Origin of the sequence: Methanothrix sp., assembly GCF_016706325.1 — an archaeon.
GTDB lineage: Archaea > Halobacteriota > Methanosarcinia > Methanotrichales > Methanotrichaceae > Methanothrix.
Genome location: NZ_JADJJX010000001.1, coordinates 257,393 through 272,876 on the forward strand (window position 1 = coordinate 257,393; position 15,484 = coordinate 272,876).

A 15,484-nucleotide genomic window follows, 5' to 3' on the forward strand; every position below is an offset into this window, starting at 1 on the left:
TAAAAAATGGAAAAATCTTTGCTGGCACCGGGGCACAGGGCCTGTGCGGGATGTGCCATGCCCACAGCCATCAGGCTGATCCTGGATGCGGCTGGGCCGAACACCATTGTGGTCTCGCCCACCGGCTGCCTGGAGGTTGTCACCACTCCCTTTCCGGAGAGCGCCTGGTGTGTTCCCTGGATTCACTCCCTGTTCGAGAACCCCGCAGCAGTGGCCTCCGGCGTGGAGGTCATGCTCAAACGACGGGGCAAGGATACCAATGTGATAGTGATAGGAGGAGACGGGAGCACATTCGACATCGGCATGGGCTCGAACTCCGGCATGTTCGAGCGGGGCCATAAGGTGCTTTACATCTGCTATGACAACGAGGCCTACATGAACACTGGAGTGCAGCGCAGTGGCTCTACCCCCTTCTGCGTGCACACCACCACCACCCCCTCGGGATCGGAGTCTTTGGGCAATCCCCGCCCCAAGAAGGATATGCCGGCCATCGCCCTGGCCCATGGTGTGCCCTATGTGGCCACTGCCTCAGTGGCTTATCCTGTGGATCTGAGAAGGAAGGTCAAGGAGGCCTTGAAGATCAATGGACCATCCTATATCCAGATCAATGCCCCCTGCATCACCGGTTGGACATTCGATGCAGGCACTATGATCGAGATTGCCCGGCTGGCGGTGGAGACGGGTCTGTGGCCCCTAACTGAGTATGTCAACGGCTGCCTGGTGGGCGTGAAGAAGATCCGCAGACCAAAGCCTGTAGAGGAGTATCTGAGCCTGCAGGGGCGCTACAAGCACCTGTTCAAGAAGCCGGGCGGTGCAGATATGCTGAAGTACATCAAGTCCCTGGCCGATGGGAACATCGCCCGGTTCAATCTGGTTGACTGAAGATGTATGTAGGACGGATAGTGGTGGTGGGCCGAGCCCGGGGGAGGAGCTTTGTAGCCTATAGAGTCTCCTCCCGCTCTTTTCCCAACCGGATAGCTCAGGTCTCGGGGAAGGGGATAACCATCTCCCCCCTGAATCCTGCTGATCTGGTAAAAAATCCTTACATCTCTTATAGCTGTATCCGGACGGCAGATGGCCTGGCAGTGGTCTCCAATGGCACCCACACCGATATGATAGCAGAGAGGATCGAGGACGGCCAGAGCCCCGGTGATGCCATGGCCCTGAGCCTGCTCGCTTTCGGCTATGAGAGAGATGAGCTGGATACACCCCGCATCGCCGGGGCAGTGCAGGGGGAGAGGGGCTGGCTGGGGATCGCCAGCAAAGAGGAGCTCAGGGTGAAACAGTTTGGGCTGGATGAGGATTCTGCCTTGATGGTAGCAACCTATGAGAAGACCGATTTTCAGGCCATCTCTCTCTCAGCCGAAGACTCCGCCGGCATGGCTCGCAGAGCCTATGAACTCTCCTTTGAAAGGCCGGTCTGTGCTGCTGCTGCCATGGCAAGCTCTGCGGAAGATGGAGGGGGATTCGTTCTCGCTGCATATAACCCGGATTGATCGGGCTGGAAGGGAATTTTGAGGTAAAAATTATGGAGATCAATGGCGTATTAATCGATGATACCTTTGCTGAGGCTTTTCCCATTAAGATGGCAAGGGTGCAGATCACAGCAGTGACTGAGAGATGGGCCCAGGAGGCGGCCAGGGAGGCCACCGGGTTTGGAACCTCGGTGATTGGCTGTCCAGCGGAGGCAGGAATAGAGTGCTTTGTCGATGGCAGGGAGACCGTCGACGGCCGGCCGGGTGTGAACATTCTGATATGCAACATGGGTCTCAAGAACCTGGAGAACTCATTGCTCATGAGGCTGGGCCAGTGTGTGCTCACTGCTCCCACCGCTGCGGCTTATAACGGCATGGATGATGCAGAAACTCAGTTCGATACCGGCAGGAAGCTGAGCTTCTTTGGCGATGGTTACCAGAAATCGGAGGAGAGGTTTGGACGGAAGATCTGGAATATACCCCTCATGTCCGGCGACTTCATCATCGAGAACAGCTTTGGCGCTGTGGAGGGGATTGCCGGGGGCAACTTCCTGATCCAGGGCCAAAATCAGATGTCGGCTCTGACTGCAGCCGAGGTGGCAATAGACTCCATTCGCAAGGTCGAGGGTGCCATCACCCCCTTTCCGGGGGGAGTGGTCTCAAGCGGATCTAAGGTGGGCTCAAAGTACAAAGGGCTGAAGGCCTCCACCAACTCCGCCTTCTGTGCATCGCTCCGGGAGGATGGAGTCTGCGTGCTGGCGGAGGATGTATCCTGTGTCTTTGAGATCGTGATCAATGGCGTCGATCGGGAGGCAATAGAGAGTGCCATGCGGGCGGGGATTCATGCTGCCTGCCAGGTGCCAGGAGTTCTGCAGATAACTGCCGCCAACTACGAGGGGAAGCTGGGGATTCACCGTTTCCATTTGCATCATGTGCTGGAATAAGTGGCCAGCATCTGAGAGCCTGCAACGATCTCCCCCAAAGCAGCTGATGCAAAGCAGTTGATGCAAAGCAGTTGATGTGACGCTGTTGAGGTTCGAGTTAGTAGCTTAGGCCCGGCGAGTGGTATCCCAAACCGGAAAGGCAGGCGGAGGGTCATCAAAAAAAAGCTTCGCCGCCCTTCCCCGTTTGGGAAAGAGAGGCTGAGAGTGAAGGCTTATTGGCCTTCTCAGGAGTTCTTTTCAGTCTTGAATCAAAGGATCTCGTAGACCAGGCTCACACTGGCTGAGACCTCCACCTCCCCTGGCTGGATGGGGATGACAGGCATGGCTAATGAGTAGCTTCTCTGTGCCGGCATGACATATCCATAGCCCACAGTCAACTCCAGAATCCTGCCCAGCTCCAATTCGGCAGCGCTGGCGGCAACCTGGGCCTTTCTCTGCCCATCCTTGATGGCCAAAGCCATGGCCTCATCATTCTGGGGGGCCGGGTCCTTGAGATCGAATTTGATCTCCTGTATGCTGTTTGAGCCTGCACCCACTGCCACATCCAGCACCCGGCCCACATCCTCGGTCTTATCCAGCTTCACAGTCACCTGGTTGGTGGCCAGGAAGACCAAAGGCTGCTCTATGGCATCAGCGCCCAGCTTCTCATCCTGAGGCACAGTGGTCAGGCTGAACCTGCTGGTCTGCATCTGGCTCTCACTGATGCCGGCCTCGATCAGGGCGTTGATGGTCTGGTTCATCAGTCTGGCATTCTCTTCCACTGCTTCTGCTGCTTTGGTGCTCCTGCTCTCCACGCCTAATACTATCGTTGCCATATCCGGAGCCACTCTCACCTTTCCTTCGCCCTCTACCCTGAGCTTGGAGATCTCTTTCTCGTCAGCAGCAGCCATTGCAGGCCCGGCTAACGAGAGCAGCAACATTCCCATTAAAGCTATGCACATTTTTTTCATAATCTAGCCCCCTTATATGATGACATCAAGATCTCTTATAAAATAAACTCATAGGTCACCATGACCCTGGCGCTGACATCCACCATCCCGCTCCTGGTCGAGCCGCTGCCATAGGAATAGTCGATCCCCAGGCTGGGATAAGTGAAGATATCCATGGCCTTCCCCAGTCTTCCCCCAGCATCCTCTGCCAATGCAGCTGCATTTCTCCGGGCGTCAGCCAGAGCTTCTTTGCGGGCTTCTGCCAGGGCGCCGCTTGCATCCTTCAGGCCGTATCCCACTACATAGGCATTGGCTCCCGCCGACCGGGCGGCATCCAGAGCCCTGTTAATCCTGGGCTCATCAGCAGATCTCAGGCGAACCATTGCCGATCTTTGTAGAGAGACTGAACTCTCTGTGGTATTCTCGCATACAGTGGTGTTATTCACCATCCTGCAGACATTGCTTGATGACTGGAAACTGGATATGCCGCTTCCCTGTCCGGGAAGTATCTCCTCATCCTTAACCCCCGCCTTCTTCAGAGCAATGATCACACTGTTCATCTCCTCCTCCAACTCAGACTGGGCCTGGCTCAAATTCTCATTGCTGCTGGCCACTGAGATGGAGATGCTCACGATATCTGCCGGAACGGTAACCGTTCCTATCCCCTCAACTGTAAGAGGATAGCTCTCTCCCAGTGCTGCTGCAGAGAGCACGGCTGTGGCTATAGTACAGAACAATATAACCGACCACTTCATATAATCCCCAATCAAAAACGCTCTCAAAGATATATAAGCGTATGGTACTGCTGCCTCAACCTCTGCTGATTCTTGTCTGATCCCTTTTCTCCGCCCCCAACCTCCCGCCATCCGGGCTGGAGAGATAGGCCCTTATACCTCCCTCTCCTCCTCCATCCCTCTCCCCCCCCATCCCTCTCCTTCTCCATCTCTTCTTCTCCATCTCTCCTTCTCCATCCTCATCATCCCCTCAGGCTCTCTCCTGCCCGCTCAACCATCATCTTTAATTTGAGAGTAAGCATCCCTCACCACATGAGCAAGATCGGAAAGGCGATCCGTCTGGAGCGCATACTGGATCGCAAGACACGCAGAACGGTCATCATTCCCATGGACCATGGGATCTCTGTGGGACCCATAGCCGGGCTGATAGATATGCCGGCCACAGTAGACAAAGTGGCAGAAGGAGGAGCTAACGCCGTCCTGGGACATATGGGCCTGCCATTGCACGGCCACCGGGGGTACGGCAGGGATGTGGGATTGATCATTCATCTCTCTGCATCCAGCTCCCTGGGCCCAGATCCAAATCACAAGGTTCTGGTGACCGATGTTGAGGACGCTATAAGGGTGGGTGCAGATGCTGTGAGCATCCACATCAACATCGGCGCCGATGATGAGGCAGAGATGCTGCATGACCTGGGGAGGGTGGCACGAAGCTGCGATCGGTGGGGAATGCCTCTTTTGGCCATGATGTATCCTCGCGGGCCGAAGGTGGGCTCCGAGCATGATGTGGAGCATGTGAAGCTTGCCGCCCGCATAGGCTCTGAGCTGGGGGCGGATATCGTTAAGACCAATTACACAGGCTCGCCAGATACCTTCCGGGAGGTAGTAAGAGGCTGCAGCGTGCCGGTGATCATCGCCGGCGGGCCGAGGATGGACACAGAAAGGGATCTATTGCAGATGGTCTATGATGCCGTGCAGGTCGGTGGAGCAGGGGTGGCCTTCGGGCGCAATGTCTTCCAGGCGGAGAATCCCACTCTGCTGGTAAGAAGGCTGTGCAAGGTCGTCCATGAGGGCTATACCCCGGATGAGGCGGAGGGGGTCGCCCTCTAGGGCAGGCCTCTTATCTCATATTTTTTTATTGGCGAGCTGTTTCACATGCCCCAATAAAAGCGATTTTTGCTTTTTAATATCCCCGCCTCATCAATGAGATGTGCCATCAGCACTGGGCTCTCTTGCCCTCTATTCTATTCTACTCTATTGCCTTCTCTTGCCTTGGCCTTAGGGCCGGTGGAATGGCAGTCTCCGATCGCCTCTGGCGCCAGCTATAGCAATGAGGAAGTGATCGGCTCATTCAATGAGGACTGCCGGATCCATTGGCAAATCCTCTGCCAATTTCAAATCACTTCTGCTCAGGCAAGCCAAATTGCCTTGGCAACGTAGCGGATGTGCAGATGGTGCGAATGCTGTGCGATCAAAAAAAGACTAAAAGATTTATTATTATTTTGAATTATATTTGGAAGTTCTCTGTCGATGTGAAATGCAGGTTCTATCATCAGACGTTGATTGAGACACTGAAGACGTCATTTGTTTAAATATACAGATTCATAAGCAGATCGCATCAGCGGGCAATCTTCGCCTTGATCTCCGAGACATCTCCCTGCAGCCTCGCCATCCTCTCCTCCCGGCCCTCCAGGTCTGATCGCAGGCCCCGTACTTCGGCGACGATGCTCTCGGCACTCTCTTCAACCCTAACCACAAGATGCTCCTGGCCAACCTCAATCCTTTCGGCTGTATTCTCAAGGCTCGCATCGAACCTCTCTGCCAGTCTTTCCATGCCTGATTCGAACCTCTCCGCCAAACATTTCTGCCCCTCCACCAGGCTGTTCTGCCCTTCCACCAGGCTGTTCTGCCCTTCCACCAGACGGTTCTGCCCCTCCACCAGGCTGTTCTGCCCCTCCACCAGACGGTTCTGCCCTTCCACCAGACGGTTCTGCCCCTCCACCAGGTGGTTCTGCCCCTCCACCAGGTGGTTCTGCCCCTCCACCAGACGGTTCTGCCCCTCCACCAGGTGGTTCTGCCCCTCCACCAGGCTGTTCTGCCCCTCCACCAGGCTGTTCTGCCCTTCCACCAGACGGTTCTGCCCCTCCACCAGGCTGTTCTGCCCCTCCACCAGGCTGTTCTGCCCTTCCACCAGACGGTTCTGCCCCTCTACCAGGCGGTTCTGCCCCTCCATCAGATCTGCCTGTCCGGAGATTATCGTGTCGAGCTTGGAGTTAACAGCGGAGAATCCCTCTCGGACAGCGACTATCAGCTCTTTGAGGTAGTTGGCTGCTGTGTCCAGCCGGGTATCTGTCTCTCCTTCGCCGGTGATCTTATAAAAACTATCATAGCAGCCCTTTGGCTCTGAATACTCAATGCTGATATCTGTAACAGCGATGAGTGTGTTCTCTATCCTCACCGATCTGAGGAATCTATCAAGATCGGCCTTAGCGCCCTCTGCAACGATCTTAACCCTACCATCCGGTAGGTTCGTGACATAGCCTGTGATATCGAGCGCCCGGGCGGCGGCCAGAACTCGAGACCTGTATCCCACCTGCTGCACCTTTCCTGAGACATAAGCTGTCACACTATGCATCGATCTCAATTAGTGTCGGATGATATATAAAAAATGCTGTCCGGCTGACTTCTCATCTCTGATTCTTCAAGATCGTAATCGACTTTTTGCGCTCAGAATATGATTGGCTCTTTCGCTTGTTCTCGATCACTCACTCTCTCCCTCTCCGGATACCTCTTTCCTCTTCCGCCGGGACGGCCTTTTGGCTTTCCCGGCCCCCTGCCCTGCTGCTCTCAGCCTTCTCGGATTTCGCCTTGACCTTGACCTTGACCTCTGACATCTCCTCAGGAGAGGCCCTCTTCCGATCCCGTGTCATCCCCTTGCGGGCCATCCTCTCCCTGATCATCAGCCTCACCTCATCAATGCCCACGCCGAAGACCTCGGAGATCAGCTCCTTTGCCACCTCCAGCTCCCTGCCGATGAGGGGATCTGATGCACCAGACCTTCCCGCCAGGAGGCAGAGATGATCGAGCGGTTTTTCCACCAGCTCTGAGGAGTATCTGTCCTGCTCCTCTTTGTAGATCTTGAGCATGCCGTAGATGTACGGATAGAGGGGAGTAGCCGGGTTGAGCCGGTAGAAGGTGTTGGTCTTCCTCTTGGCCGCATCGCGGGGAGAGGGAAGGATTCTTTTCTCCATGACCACCACCTCCAGCCTCTCCAGCTTGTCCAGCTTATTGATGAGGGTGGTCTGGTTCCAGAATGGTCCCCCGCCAGTGGGCCCCAGCTCCCGCCAGATCTGGTTGAGCTGCACAAACCCGCCCTTCCTCTTCAGGTATACCAGAAGCATTGCCAGGGGCATCTGATCGCGCTGCAGGGCGGTGTAGCGGGCGAACTCATCCAACATGTCTCCACCTAGCACATATAACCCTAAAGCCTTTTCGGTTTTTTTACAGAAGCATTTTTATTCTCCTGAGACCTCAGATCACCGGGGTGGATAATGCAAGCGATAATTCTCGCTGCGGGCGAGGGAAGCAGGATGCGGCCCCTGACCGCAAGGGTGGCAAAGGTCATGCTCCCGCTGGCCGGCAGGCCGCTTCTTGAGCATATCGTTCTCCGGGCAAAAGAGGCAGGAATTGACAGATTCGTCCTGGTGGTGGGCTATGCCGCCGGCTCAGTGCGGGATCACTTCCAGGATGGCCGGCGCCTGGGGGTGAAGATAGACTACGCCATCCAGGCGGAACAGCTGGGAACTGCCCATGCCCTGATGGCGGCGGAGAGCCTGGCTTCAGAGCAGTTCATAGTACTGAACGGAGATGTTATTCCCGATATCGATGCCCTGAAGGAGCTGGCGAAAAAGGAGATGGCAGTCTCGGCGTTCAGGGTCGATGACCCACGTCGGTATGGAGTCTTTCTGCTGCAGAACGGCATCTTCCAGTCGGTGGTCGAGAAGAGCGACAACCCCCCCTCAAACCTGGCCAATGCCGGAATCTATCTCTTCAAGAGATGGATCTTCGATGAGCTGAGGGCCCTGCCCAGATCCTCCCGCGGGGAGTACGAGCTGACAGATGGCCTGAACCGGGCGGCAAAAAGAGAGGCCGTAGAGATAGTAGAGCTGAAGCGCTGGCTGGAGATCGGCCGCCCCTGGGACATCCTGGAGGCCAATGCCGCCCGTCTCCCGGAGGTTGAGCCCCGGATCCTGGGAGAGGTAGAAGCGGGAGCGACCTTGAAGGGGAGGGTATCCATTGGCAAAGGAACAGTCGTCCGCTCGGGATCCTACATCGTGGGGCCCGTCCTGATCGGCCAGGACTCTGATATCGGGCCCAACTGCTATATCCGGCCGGCGTGCTGCATAGGCGACAACGTCCGGATAGGCAATGCCGTGGAGATCAAAAACAGTGCCATTATGAACGGCAGCAAGATCGGCCATCTCTCCTATGTGGGAGACAGCGTCATCGGCGAGGGATGCAACCTCGGCGCAGGGACCATCTGCTCCAATCTGCGCCATGATAAGGGGAGCATAAAGTCCTACCTCAAAGGGGAAAAGACTGACAGCGGCAGACGCAAGCTGGGCGTGATCATGGGCCATGAGGTCATGACCGGGATCAACACCTCCATCTATCCGGGAACGGTAATCGAACCCTCCTACTGGGGCCGGCCGGCAGAGGTCATCCGGGGCCACTGCTCTTCAGAGAGGGCGTTTAAATAAATCAAATGAAATTAATGAATCAAATGAGCTTGAGCGATAAGCCTTTTCAAGTGTGAGGACGAGCAAGAGACGGGATGAGCAAGAGACGGGATGAGCAAGAGACAGGATGAGCAAGAGACAGGATGAGCAAGAGACAGAATGAGCAAGAGACAGAATGAGCAAGAGACAGAATGAGCAAGAGACAGAATGAGCAAGAGACAGGATGAGCAAGAGACAGGATGAGCAAGAGATGGGACAGGCCAGAGATAACGTGAATAATAATCAATTGAATAAAGATAAGTTGAGTAAAATAGGTTGATAGTTCGAATAAAGATCAGGCGAGAGAAGAGTTTTCAAGGAGATCTTGATGAGAGATTTTATTTCCATAGCCAAGCCCACAGTGGGCGAAGAGGAGATCGAAGCAGTGGGAGAGGTGCTGAGGAGTGGCATGCTCACTCAGGGGGAGAAGGTCAAGAATTTTGAAGATGAATTCAGCGAGTACCTGGGAGTGGACCATTCCATCGCCGTCGGCAACGGCACCATCGCCCTGGACCTGGCCCTGAAGGGCCTTGGCATCAGAGCGGGAGATGAGGTCATCTCCCCGGCATTCACCTTCATTGCCACAGCCAATGCCATCCTCTACCAAGGTGCAGTTCCTGTCTTTGCAGACGTGGACCGGAAGACATTCAATATCGATCCAGACGATCTTGCAGAGAAGATCACACCCCGCACCCGGGCAGTGATCGGGGTCCATCTCTACGGCCAGCCCATCGACCTGAAGGCTGTGGCCCAGATCTGTGAGGATCATAAGATCGCCCTGGTGGAGGATTGCGCCCAGGCCCATGGTGCGAGATATAAAGATGAGATGGTGGGCTCATTTGGAACCGGCTGTTTCTCCTTTTATCCCACCAAGAACATGACCACCGGCGAGGGCGGCATGATCACCACCAACGATGACGCCCTGGCGAATCGTCTGCGTCTGCTCAGAAATCATGGCGACAGCGGAAAGTACAACCACATATCACTGGGCTACAACTACCGGATGACCAACATCCAGGGAGCCATAGGCTCAGTCCAGCTCAAGCGGCTGGAGGGCTTTATCGCCAGAAGGATCGAAAATGCCAGGGCTCTGAATAATACGATCAAGATCGATGGGCTGAGAGTGCCCTTCCAGATGGCAGATGTACGCCATGTCTACAATCAATATGTCCTCATGGTGGAGGATGACTCTCCCGTCTCCAGGGAAAAGCTGATGGAGTACCTCCAGGCCAGTGGCATCGCCACTGCCGTCCATTACCCCAAAGCGGTATATGAGCAGCCCCTCTACCGGGAGATGGGATTGGGCAAGGATATCTGCCCGGTATCCGAGGATATCTCCCGCCGGGTGATGAGCCTGCCCGTCCACCCCTCGTTGAGCGCCTCTGACCTTGAGTATATAGCCGATACCCTAAATTGTTTCGAGGATTGAACGATGGACGTTGGTGTTTTAGGTGTCGGGGCCATGGGAAGAAACCATGTGCGGGTCTACTCTGAGCTGAAGGGAGTGGACACAGTCTACGTCTACGATCCAGTACAAGAGAACGCCCAGCGCGCCAGCGAGTTCGCCACCGTCTGCAGGAGCTCTGAGGAGCTTTTGGCCAGGGCGGAGGCAGTAAGCATCTGCGTTCCCACTCGCTACCACTTCGAGCTGGCCAGGGAGGCCGTAAAGGCAGGGGTCAACTGCCTGATCGAGAAGCCCATCACTTTGACAGTACAGGAGGGAGAGCGGCTCTTGGAAGAGATCGAGAAGAGCGATCTGACAGTGGGGGTGGGCCATATCGAGAGGTTCAATCCCATTGTAGAGGAGATCAAGAAGATCGCTCAGCGGCCGGACTATGTCTCCATCAAGAGGCATAACCCCACCTCCAACCGCATAACCGATGCCTCGGTGGTCGAGGATCTCATGATCCACGATATAGATATCGTCTTCAATGTCCTCTTCAAAGGGGTGGAGGATTATCATATATTCAGCGCCGGCAGCCGCAATGTCTGCGAGGCGATGGCGGTCTTCTCTGATTCAGTGGTCTCGATCTCCGCCAGCCGCCTCTCCTCCAAGAAGTTTCGCACCTTCTATGTGGAGGCGGAGGAGTTCACCACCGAGGGCGATTTCATGACTCAGGAGGTATATATCTACCGAAAACCGGGGAAATACCGGGTGGAGGGTGAGAGATATCTGCAGGAGAACATCATCGAGAAGGTGCTGGTGGCTAAGGTCGAGCCCCTGAAGGTGGAGCTGAAGACCTTCCTGGACTGCATAAGGCAGGATAAGAGCTTTCCGGTAACCCCCCAAGAGGGGCTGAAGAACCTGGAGATCTGCGAGAGGATCAAATCGGGATTGAAATCGGGATTGAAAGCAGAGAAGGGATTGCAGTGACGGCATTCTCTCCCGCCCGGGGGGAGTCTGATTGACGGATTCCCGGGGCGATTCCCAGGGCAGCTCTCAGGCACCCTCTGAGCACAGCCCTCAGGGCTCATCTGAGCATAGCTCTCAGGGCTCATCTGAGCATAGCTCTCAGAGCCTTTCTGAGCACAGCTCTCTTGCCCATTATGCCCATCCCACAGCCATAGTGGAGAGCGATTCAATAGGCGAGGGGACGAAGATCTGGCACTTCGCCCATGTGCGCCAGGGCTCCAGGATCGGCCGGGACTGCAACATCGGCAAGAGCGTCTACATCGACACCGGTGCAGTGGTGGGGGACAATGTGAAGATCCAGAACTTCGTCTCCGTCTACCAGGGGGTGAGGATCGAGGATGATGTCTTTGTCGGACCATCGGCCACATTCACCAACGACCTATATCCCCGCGCCTTCATCTGGGACCAAGAGCACGTCTCAGCTACCAGGATCTGCCGGGGGGCAAGCATCGGGGCCAATGCCACTATTATATGCGGCATAACAGTAGGCGAGTATGCCATGATCGGAGCGGGAAGCGTTGTGGCTGAGGATGTACCACCCTATGCCCTGATCCTGGGCAATCCGGGCCGGCAGAGGGGTTGGGTCTGCCGCTGCGGCCACCGTCTGAACATGATCCTGCACGACGAGGGCAGCAGGACTCTGTATAGATGTTCATCCTGCGGAAGGGATGTGGAGATCGCAAAGAAGGCATAAAAGAGAGCAATGAGGCACAGCGGGCATACAAGGGGAATGAGAAGGGCAGAAGGGGATGAAGGGCAGAAAGGAGATGAACTATGGAGATATCCGATAAGAGAGCAGAGATAGCAGTCATAGGCCTTGGCAATGCCGGTCTGCCCCTGGCTGCAGTCATCGCCGACAGAGGCATGGCTGTCTTGGGGGTGGACATAAATGAAGAACGCTGCCGGCAGATAAACCAGGGAGCAAATCCCATCCCCGAGGAGAAGGGACTGGGAGAGCTGATAGCCCAACACGGAGGGAGGAGCCTCATTGCCACAACAGATTTTGAGGATGCCAGAGGATGCAAGAGCTTCATAGTGATCGTCCCTCTGCTGGTGGACGAGAGCAATCATCCCGATTTCTCGATTATGGATAAGGCCCTGCAGTCTTTGGGCCGGATACTGAAGAAGGGAGATCTGGTGGTCCTGGAGACCACTTTCCCCCCGGGGACGACATCGGGAAGGGTCAGAAGACTGCTGTGCGAGAGCAGCGGCCTTGCAGAGGGAGAATTCTTCCTGGCCTACTCCCCGGAGAGGATAATGACCGGATACAGCATCTCCCGGCTGAGGGAGTTTCCCAAGGTGATCGGGGGCGCAGATGAGGAGAGCGGCCTGGTGGCATATCAGCTCTACCGGCAGTTCATCTCCAACCTTCATCTGGTCTCATCGGCCAGTGTGGCGGAGATGACCAAGGTGATGGAGGGCTGCTACCGGGATGTGAACATCGCCCTCGCCAATGAGCTTTATAAGATCTGCCAGGATCTTGGAGTCGACTTCTTCGAGGCAAGAGAGATGGCCTGCCATCAGTTCTGTCACATCCACCTGCCCTCTACTGGTGTAGGGGGACACTGCATTCCTGTCTATCCCTGGTTCTTGATCAAAGAGATGGAAAGGAGGGAGGCCTTCGACAAATGCCGCCTCCTTCATACCTCTCGCATCATCAATGATGATATGATCCATTACTGGGCGGAGAGGATATTGCTGCAATGCCTGAGGATCAACAAACCTCTATCTGATATCAAGATCTGCATCAAGGGCATAACCTTCCGGGCTGGTGTGCGGGAGTTCTATCACAGCAGAAACCTGGCGCTGGCAAAGCTTCTCTGCGATAGAGGTCTCAATGTCTATGTGGCCGATCCACTGCTCGATGAGTCAGAGGTGGCAGCCAGAGGCTTCAGGAGCATCAATCCAGACGAGGCTGACCTGGTCTTCGACCCCTTCCAGCTCAGCTTCGAGCCTGGAAGAGCATCTCAGGACTGATCATATGAAGTCCGATCATATGAGGAGCCACGCAAATACTAATCATATGAAAAATCAAACGAATACCAATCATATGAAGAAGCATGTGAATACCAATCATATGAAGATAGCAACCATAGTGGGGGCCCGGCCCAATTTCATCAAGCTGGCGCCAGTATCAAAGCAGATAAGAGAACGAGATATCGATGAGGTCATAGTCCATACCGGCCAGCACTACAACTATGAGATGGACAGAATATTCTTCGATCAGATGGGCATAGCAGCGCCTGACTATCACCTGGGCATAGGCTCTGGCAGCCATGCTTTTCAGACTGGCGAGATGCTCAAAAAGATAGAAGAGGTCTTGCAGAAGGAGGAGCCGGATGCGGTCATAGTATTCGGGGACACCAACTCCACCCTGGCCGGCGGACTGGCGGCGGCAAAGCTGCACATCAAGTGCGCCCATGTCGAGGCCGGGCTGAGGTCCTTTGATAAGAGGATGCCCGAAGAGATCAATCGGGTGCTGGTTGACCATTGTTCCGATCTGCTCCTCTGTCCAACCCAGACGGCAGTCGATAACCTGAAAAGAGAAGGGATCGTAGAGAATGTCCACCTAACTGGAGATGTGATGGTGGATGCGCAGAAGGATTGCGAGCGGATTGCCCAGAGCGAGTCCCATATCATTGAGAGCCTGGGGCTGGAGATCGGGGATTATTATCTGGCAACTGTCCACAGGGCATCGAACACAGACGATCCGCAGAATCTGAGGGCAATCGCCCAGGCCCTCCTGGAACTGGATGATGTGGTCTTTCCCTGCCATCCCCGAGCTGAGAAGTGCCTGAGGGAGTTCGGGCTGTGGGAAGATGTGAGCCGAAAGATCAGGGTGATCAAGCCGGTGGGTTACCTGGATATGCTTGTATTGGAGAAGAACGCCAAGAAGATCGTCACCGACTCGGGAGGGGTGCAGAAGGAGGCCTATCTATTGGGCATCCCCTGCATAACCCTGAGAGAGAGCACAGAATGGACAGAGACAGTAGACGATGGCTGGAATATCCTGGTCCCTCCGGGGGAGGATATCGCCTCTGCAATCAGGGAATTTCAGCCCAGGCATGAGCGCCAGGATGTATTCGGAAAGGGCAGGGCGAGTGCCATGATCGTTGACCTGATGGAGGGGCTGGCCGGGCCAGGTGGATCTTGAAGATACTGCTTTTGGCCAACCAGCCGGAGAGGACCACCAGGCTGAGGATGTTCACAGGCACCCTTCAGTCCCAGGGGCATGAGGTCGTTGTCCCCAGCTTCGGCACAAGGAACTGGATCAGCATCGCCGGTCAGGCGAAGAGGATGGTCATGGAGGAAAAGCCGGATGTGGTTCATATCTTCAACGTCCCGGATGTGATCTATCATGGCTTTGCCGGACTGCGGGGAAAGGGCTACCAGAGGCTGATCTACGACTACCGCTCCCCCTGGGGGGTGGAGTTCGCTCAGACCTTTAAAGCTCCGGGGAAGCTGTTTGCCGAGCGCTTCGAAAGGGAGCTGGCAAGAGCGGCTGATATCATCACCACTGTCAATGAGCCCTTGCAGGAGAAGGTGAGAGAGTATGCCCCGGGAAAGAGGGTCCATATCATCCCCAACTATCCACAGCGTTCCTTCTGCCAGGAGGTCAGCGATATCGAGGGAGGAGAGCATGCCATCCGGCAGGAGAAGGGGCCGATAATATTCATTGGCAGGGTCTGCACCCAGGAGGGAATCGGAAGGCTGCTGGAATTGGCGCGGGCCATTCCAGAGAGGGAGTTTTGGATTGTAGGCGGCGGCCCCTTCGCCCGCTATTATCTGTGGAGAAGGCCGGCAAACGTCATAGATCTGGGCTGGCAGCCTCATGAAAAGGTGGCGGCACTGCTAGGCAAAGCCAGCCTATGCCTGATTCCCCGCGAGGAGAATGCTCTCACCCCCTACTCCACAGATAAGAGCGTCTGGAAGCTCAATGAGTATCTGGCTCTGGGCAAGGTGGTGGTGGCATCGGGGGTGACTATGATCGAGAAGAGAAAGAACCTGGTGATTGTGCCCTCCCGCGATCTGGAGAGGGCGGTGAGAGATAACCTGGCAAGAGAGCCTGAACCGATGTCCAGGGAGGATTATCGATTCTGGGACATGAACGATCAGGTCATTCGTGAGGTCTACGAGAGCCTGTGAACTTATCCCTTCCCCTTGAGCCCTGCCATCTTTCTGCTGAGGGCCCATGGATCCCGATCTCGCTG

16 protein-coding genes are annotated in these 15,484 nt (G+C 55.5%); 11 read left to right on the forward strand and 5 right to left on the reverse strand.

All coding sequences use genetic code 11. The annotated features are described in order from the left end of the window. Positions 1-6: 6 nt before the first annotated feature. The 3 genes from IPI63_RS01335 to fhcD are packed head-to-tail and all read left to right on the forward strand — an operon-like array spanning position 7 to position 2,419. Positions 7-882, forward strand: coding sequence for a thiamine pyrophosphate-dependent enzyme (locus tag IPI63_RS01335; RefSeq protein ID WP_214064955.1), 876 nt, complete (start codon positions 7-9; stop codon positions 880-882). A 2-nt stretch (positions 883-884) separates the two neighbouring features. Then, a complete protein-coding gene (locus IPI63_RS01340) occupies positions 885-1,496 on the forward strand; it encodes an IMP cyclohydrolase (RefSeq protein WP_214064954.1) in 612 nt (203 codons plus the stop codon). 32 nt (positions 1,497-1,528) lie between these two features. Beyond that, positions 1,529-2,419, forward strand: a complete 891-nt coding sequence (gene fhcD, locus IPI63_RS01345) for a formylmethanofuran--tetrahydromethanopterin N-formyltransferase (protein WP_214064953.1) — start codon at positions 1,529-1,531, stop codon at positions 2,417-2,419. A 248-nt stretch (positions 2,420-2,667) separates the two neighbouring features. On the opposite strand, the gene IPI63_RS01350 is transcribed toward fhcD, so the two are convergent. The 3 genes from IPI63_RS01350 to IPI63_RS01360 all read right to left on the reverse strand — a co-directional run bounded on the left by IPI63_RS01350 (position 2,668) and on the right by IPI63_RS01360 (position 4,305). Further along, positions 2,668-3,339: an SIMPL domain-containing protein gene (locus IPI63_RS01350; RefSeq protein ID WP_292476201.1), complete on the reverse strand. Its 672-nt coding sequence runs from the start codon at positions 3,337-3,339 to the stop codon at positions 2,668-2,670. 65 nt (positions 3,340-3,404) lie between these two features. Then, positions 3,405-4,118, reverse strand: coding sequence for an SIMPL domain-containing protein (locus tag IPI63_RS01355; protein WP_292476203.1), 714 nt, complete (start codon positions 4,116-4,118; stop codon positions 3,405-3,407). 40 nt (positions 4,119-4,158) lie between these two features. Further along, positions 4,159-4,305, reverse strand: coding sequence for a hypothetical protein (locus IPI63_RS01360; protein WP_214065763.1), 147 nt, complete (start codon positions 4,303-4,305; stop codon positions 4,159-4,161). Between the two features lie 89 nt (positions 4,306-4,394). Here IPI63_RS01360 and IPI63_RS01365 point away from each other — a divergent pair, with 89 nt between their 5' ends. Then, positions 4,395-5,192, forward strand: coding sequence for a 2-amino-3,7-dideoxy-D-threo-hept-6-ulosonate synthase (locus IPI63_RS01365; protein ID WP_214065762.1), 798 nt, complete (start codon positions 4,395-4,397; stop codon positions 5,190-5,192). Between the two features lie 508 nt (positions 5,193-5,700). Here IPI63_RS01365 and IPI63_RS01370 read toward each other — a convergent pair. Together IPI63_RS01370 and IPI63_RS01375 are read right to left on the reverse strand one after the other, a co-directional pair. After that, entirely contained in the window at positions 5,701-6,717 is a 1,017-nt protein-coding gene (locus IPI63_RS01370) for an acylphosphatase (protein WP_292476204.1), read from the reverse strand. Between the two features lie 130 nt (positions 6,718-6,847). Next, a complete protein-coding gene (locus tag IPI63_RS01375) occupies positions 6,848-7,540 on the reverse strand; it encodes a hypothetical protein (RefSeq protein ID WP_292476205.1) in 693 nt (230 codons plus the stop codon). 93 nt (positions 7,541-7,633) lie between these two features. Between IPI63_RS01375 and glmU the strand changes: the two genes are divergently transcribed. The 7 genes from glmU (at position 7,634) to IPI63_RS01410 (ending at position 15,419) form a co-directional block, all read left to right on the forward strand. After that, positions 7,634-8,842: a bifunctional sugar-1-phosphate nucleotidylyltransferase/acetyltransferase gene (glmU, locus tag IPI63_RS01380; protein ID WP_292476206.1), complete on the forward strand. Its 1,209-nt coding sequence runs from the start codon at positions 7,634-7,636 to the stop codon at positions 8,840-8,842. A 346-nt stretch (positions 8,843-9,188) separates the two neighbouring features. Further along, entirely contained in the window at positions 9,189-10,289 is a 1,101-nt protein-coding gene (locus tag IPI63_RS01385; RefSeq protein ID WP_292476207.1) for a DegT/DnrJ/EryC1/StrS aminotransferase family protein, read from the forward strand. A gap of 3 nt (positions 10,290-10,292) precedes the next feature. Then, positions 10,293-11,234 carry a Gfo/Idh/MocA family protein gene (locus IPI63_RS01390; RefSeq protein WP_292476209.1) on the forward strand — a complete coding sequence of 314 codons (942 nt, stop codon included), beginning with the start codon at positions 10,293-10,295 and terminating at the stop codon, positions 11,232-11,234. A gap of 190 nt (positions 11,235-11,424) precedes the next feature. After that, the gene (locus tag IPI63_RS01395) at positions 11,425-11,967 is read left to right on the forward strand and encodes an acyltransferase (RefSeq protein WP_366850837.1); all 543 of its coding nucleotides are present in this window, start codon (positions 11,425-11,427) and stop codon (positions 11,965-11,967) included. Between the two features lie 80 nt (positions 11,968-12,047). Then, positions 12,048-13,250 carry a nucleotide sugar dehydrogenase gene (locus IPI63_RS01400; protein ID WP_292476212.1) on the forward strand — a complete coding sequence of 401 codons (1,203 nt, stop codon included), beginning with the start codon at positions 12,048-12,050 and terminating at the stop codon, positions 13,248-13,250. 100 nt (positions 13,251-13,350) lie between these two features. Further along, complete coding sequence (gene wecB / locus IPI63_RS01405; RefSeq protein WP_366850839.1) at positions 13,351-14,427, forward strand: non-hydrolyzing UDP-N-acetylglucosamine 2-epimerase; 1,077 nt, start codon at positions 13,351-13,353, stop codon at positions 14,425-14,427. Beyond that, positions 14,424-15,419, forward strand: a complete 996-nt coding sequence (locus tag IPI63_RS01410) for a glycosyltransferase (protein WP_292476216.1) — start codon at positions 14,424-14,426, stop codon at positions 15,417-15,419. The genes wecB and IPI63_RS01410 overlap by 4 nt, the downstream gene beginning before the upstream one ends. Positions 15,420-15,484 lie beyond the last annotated feature (65 nt).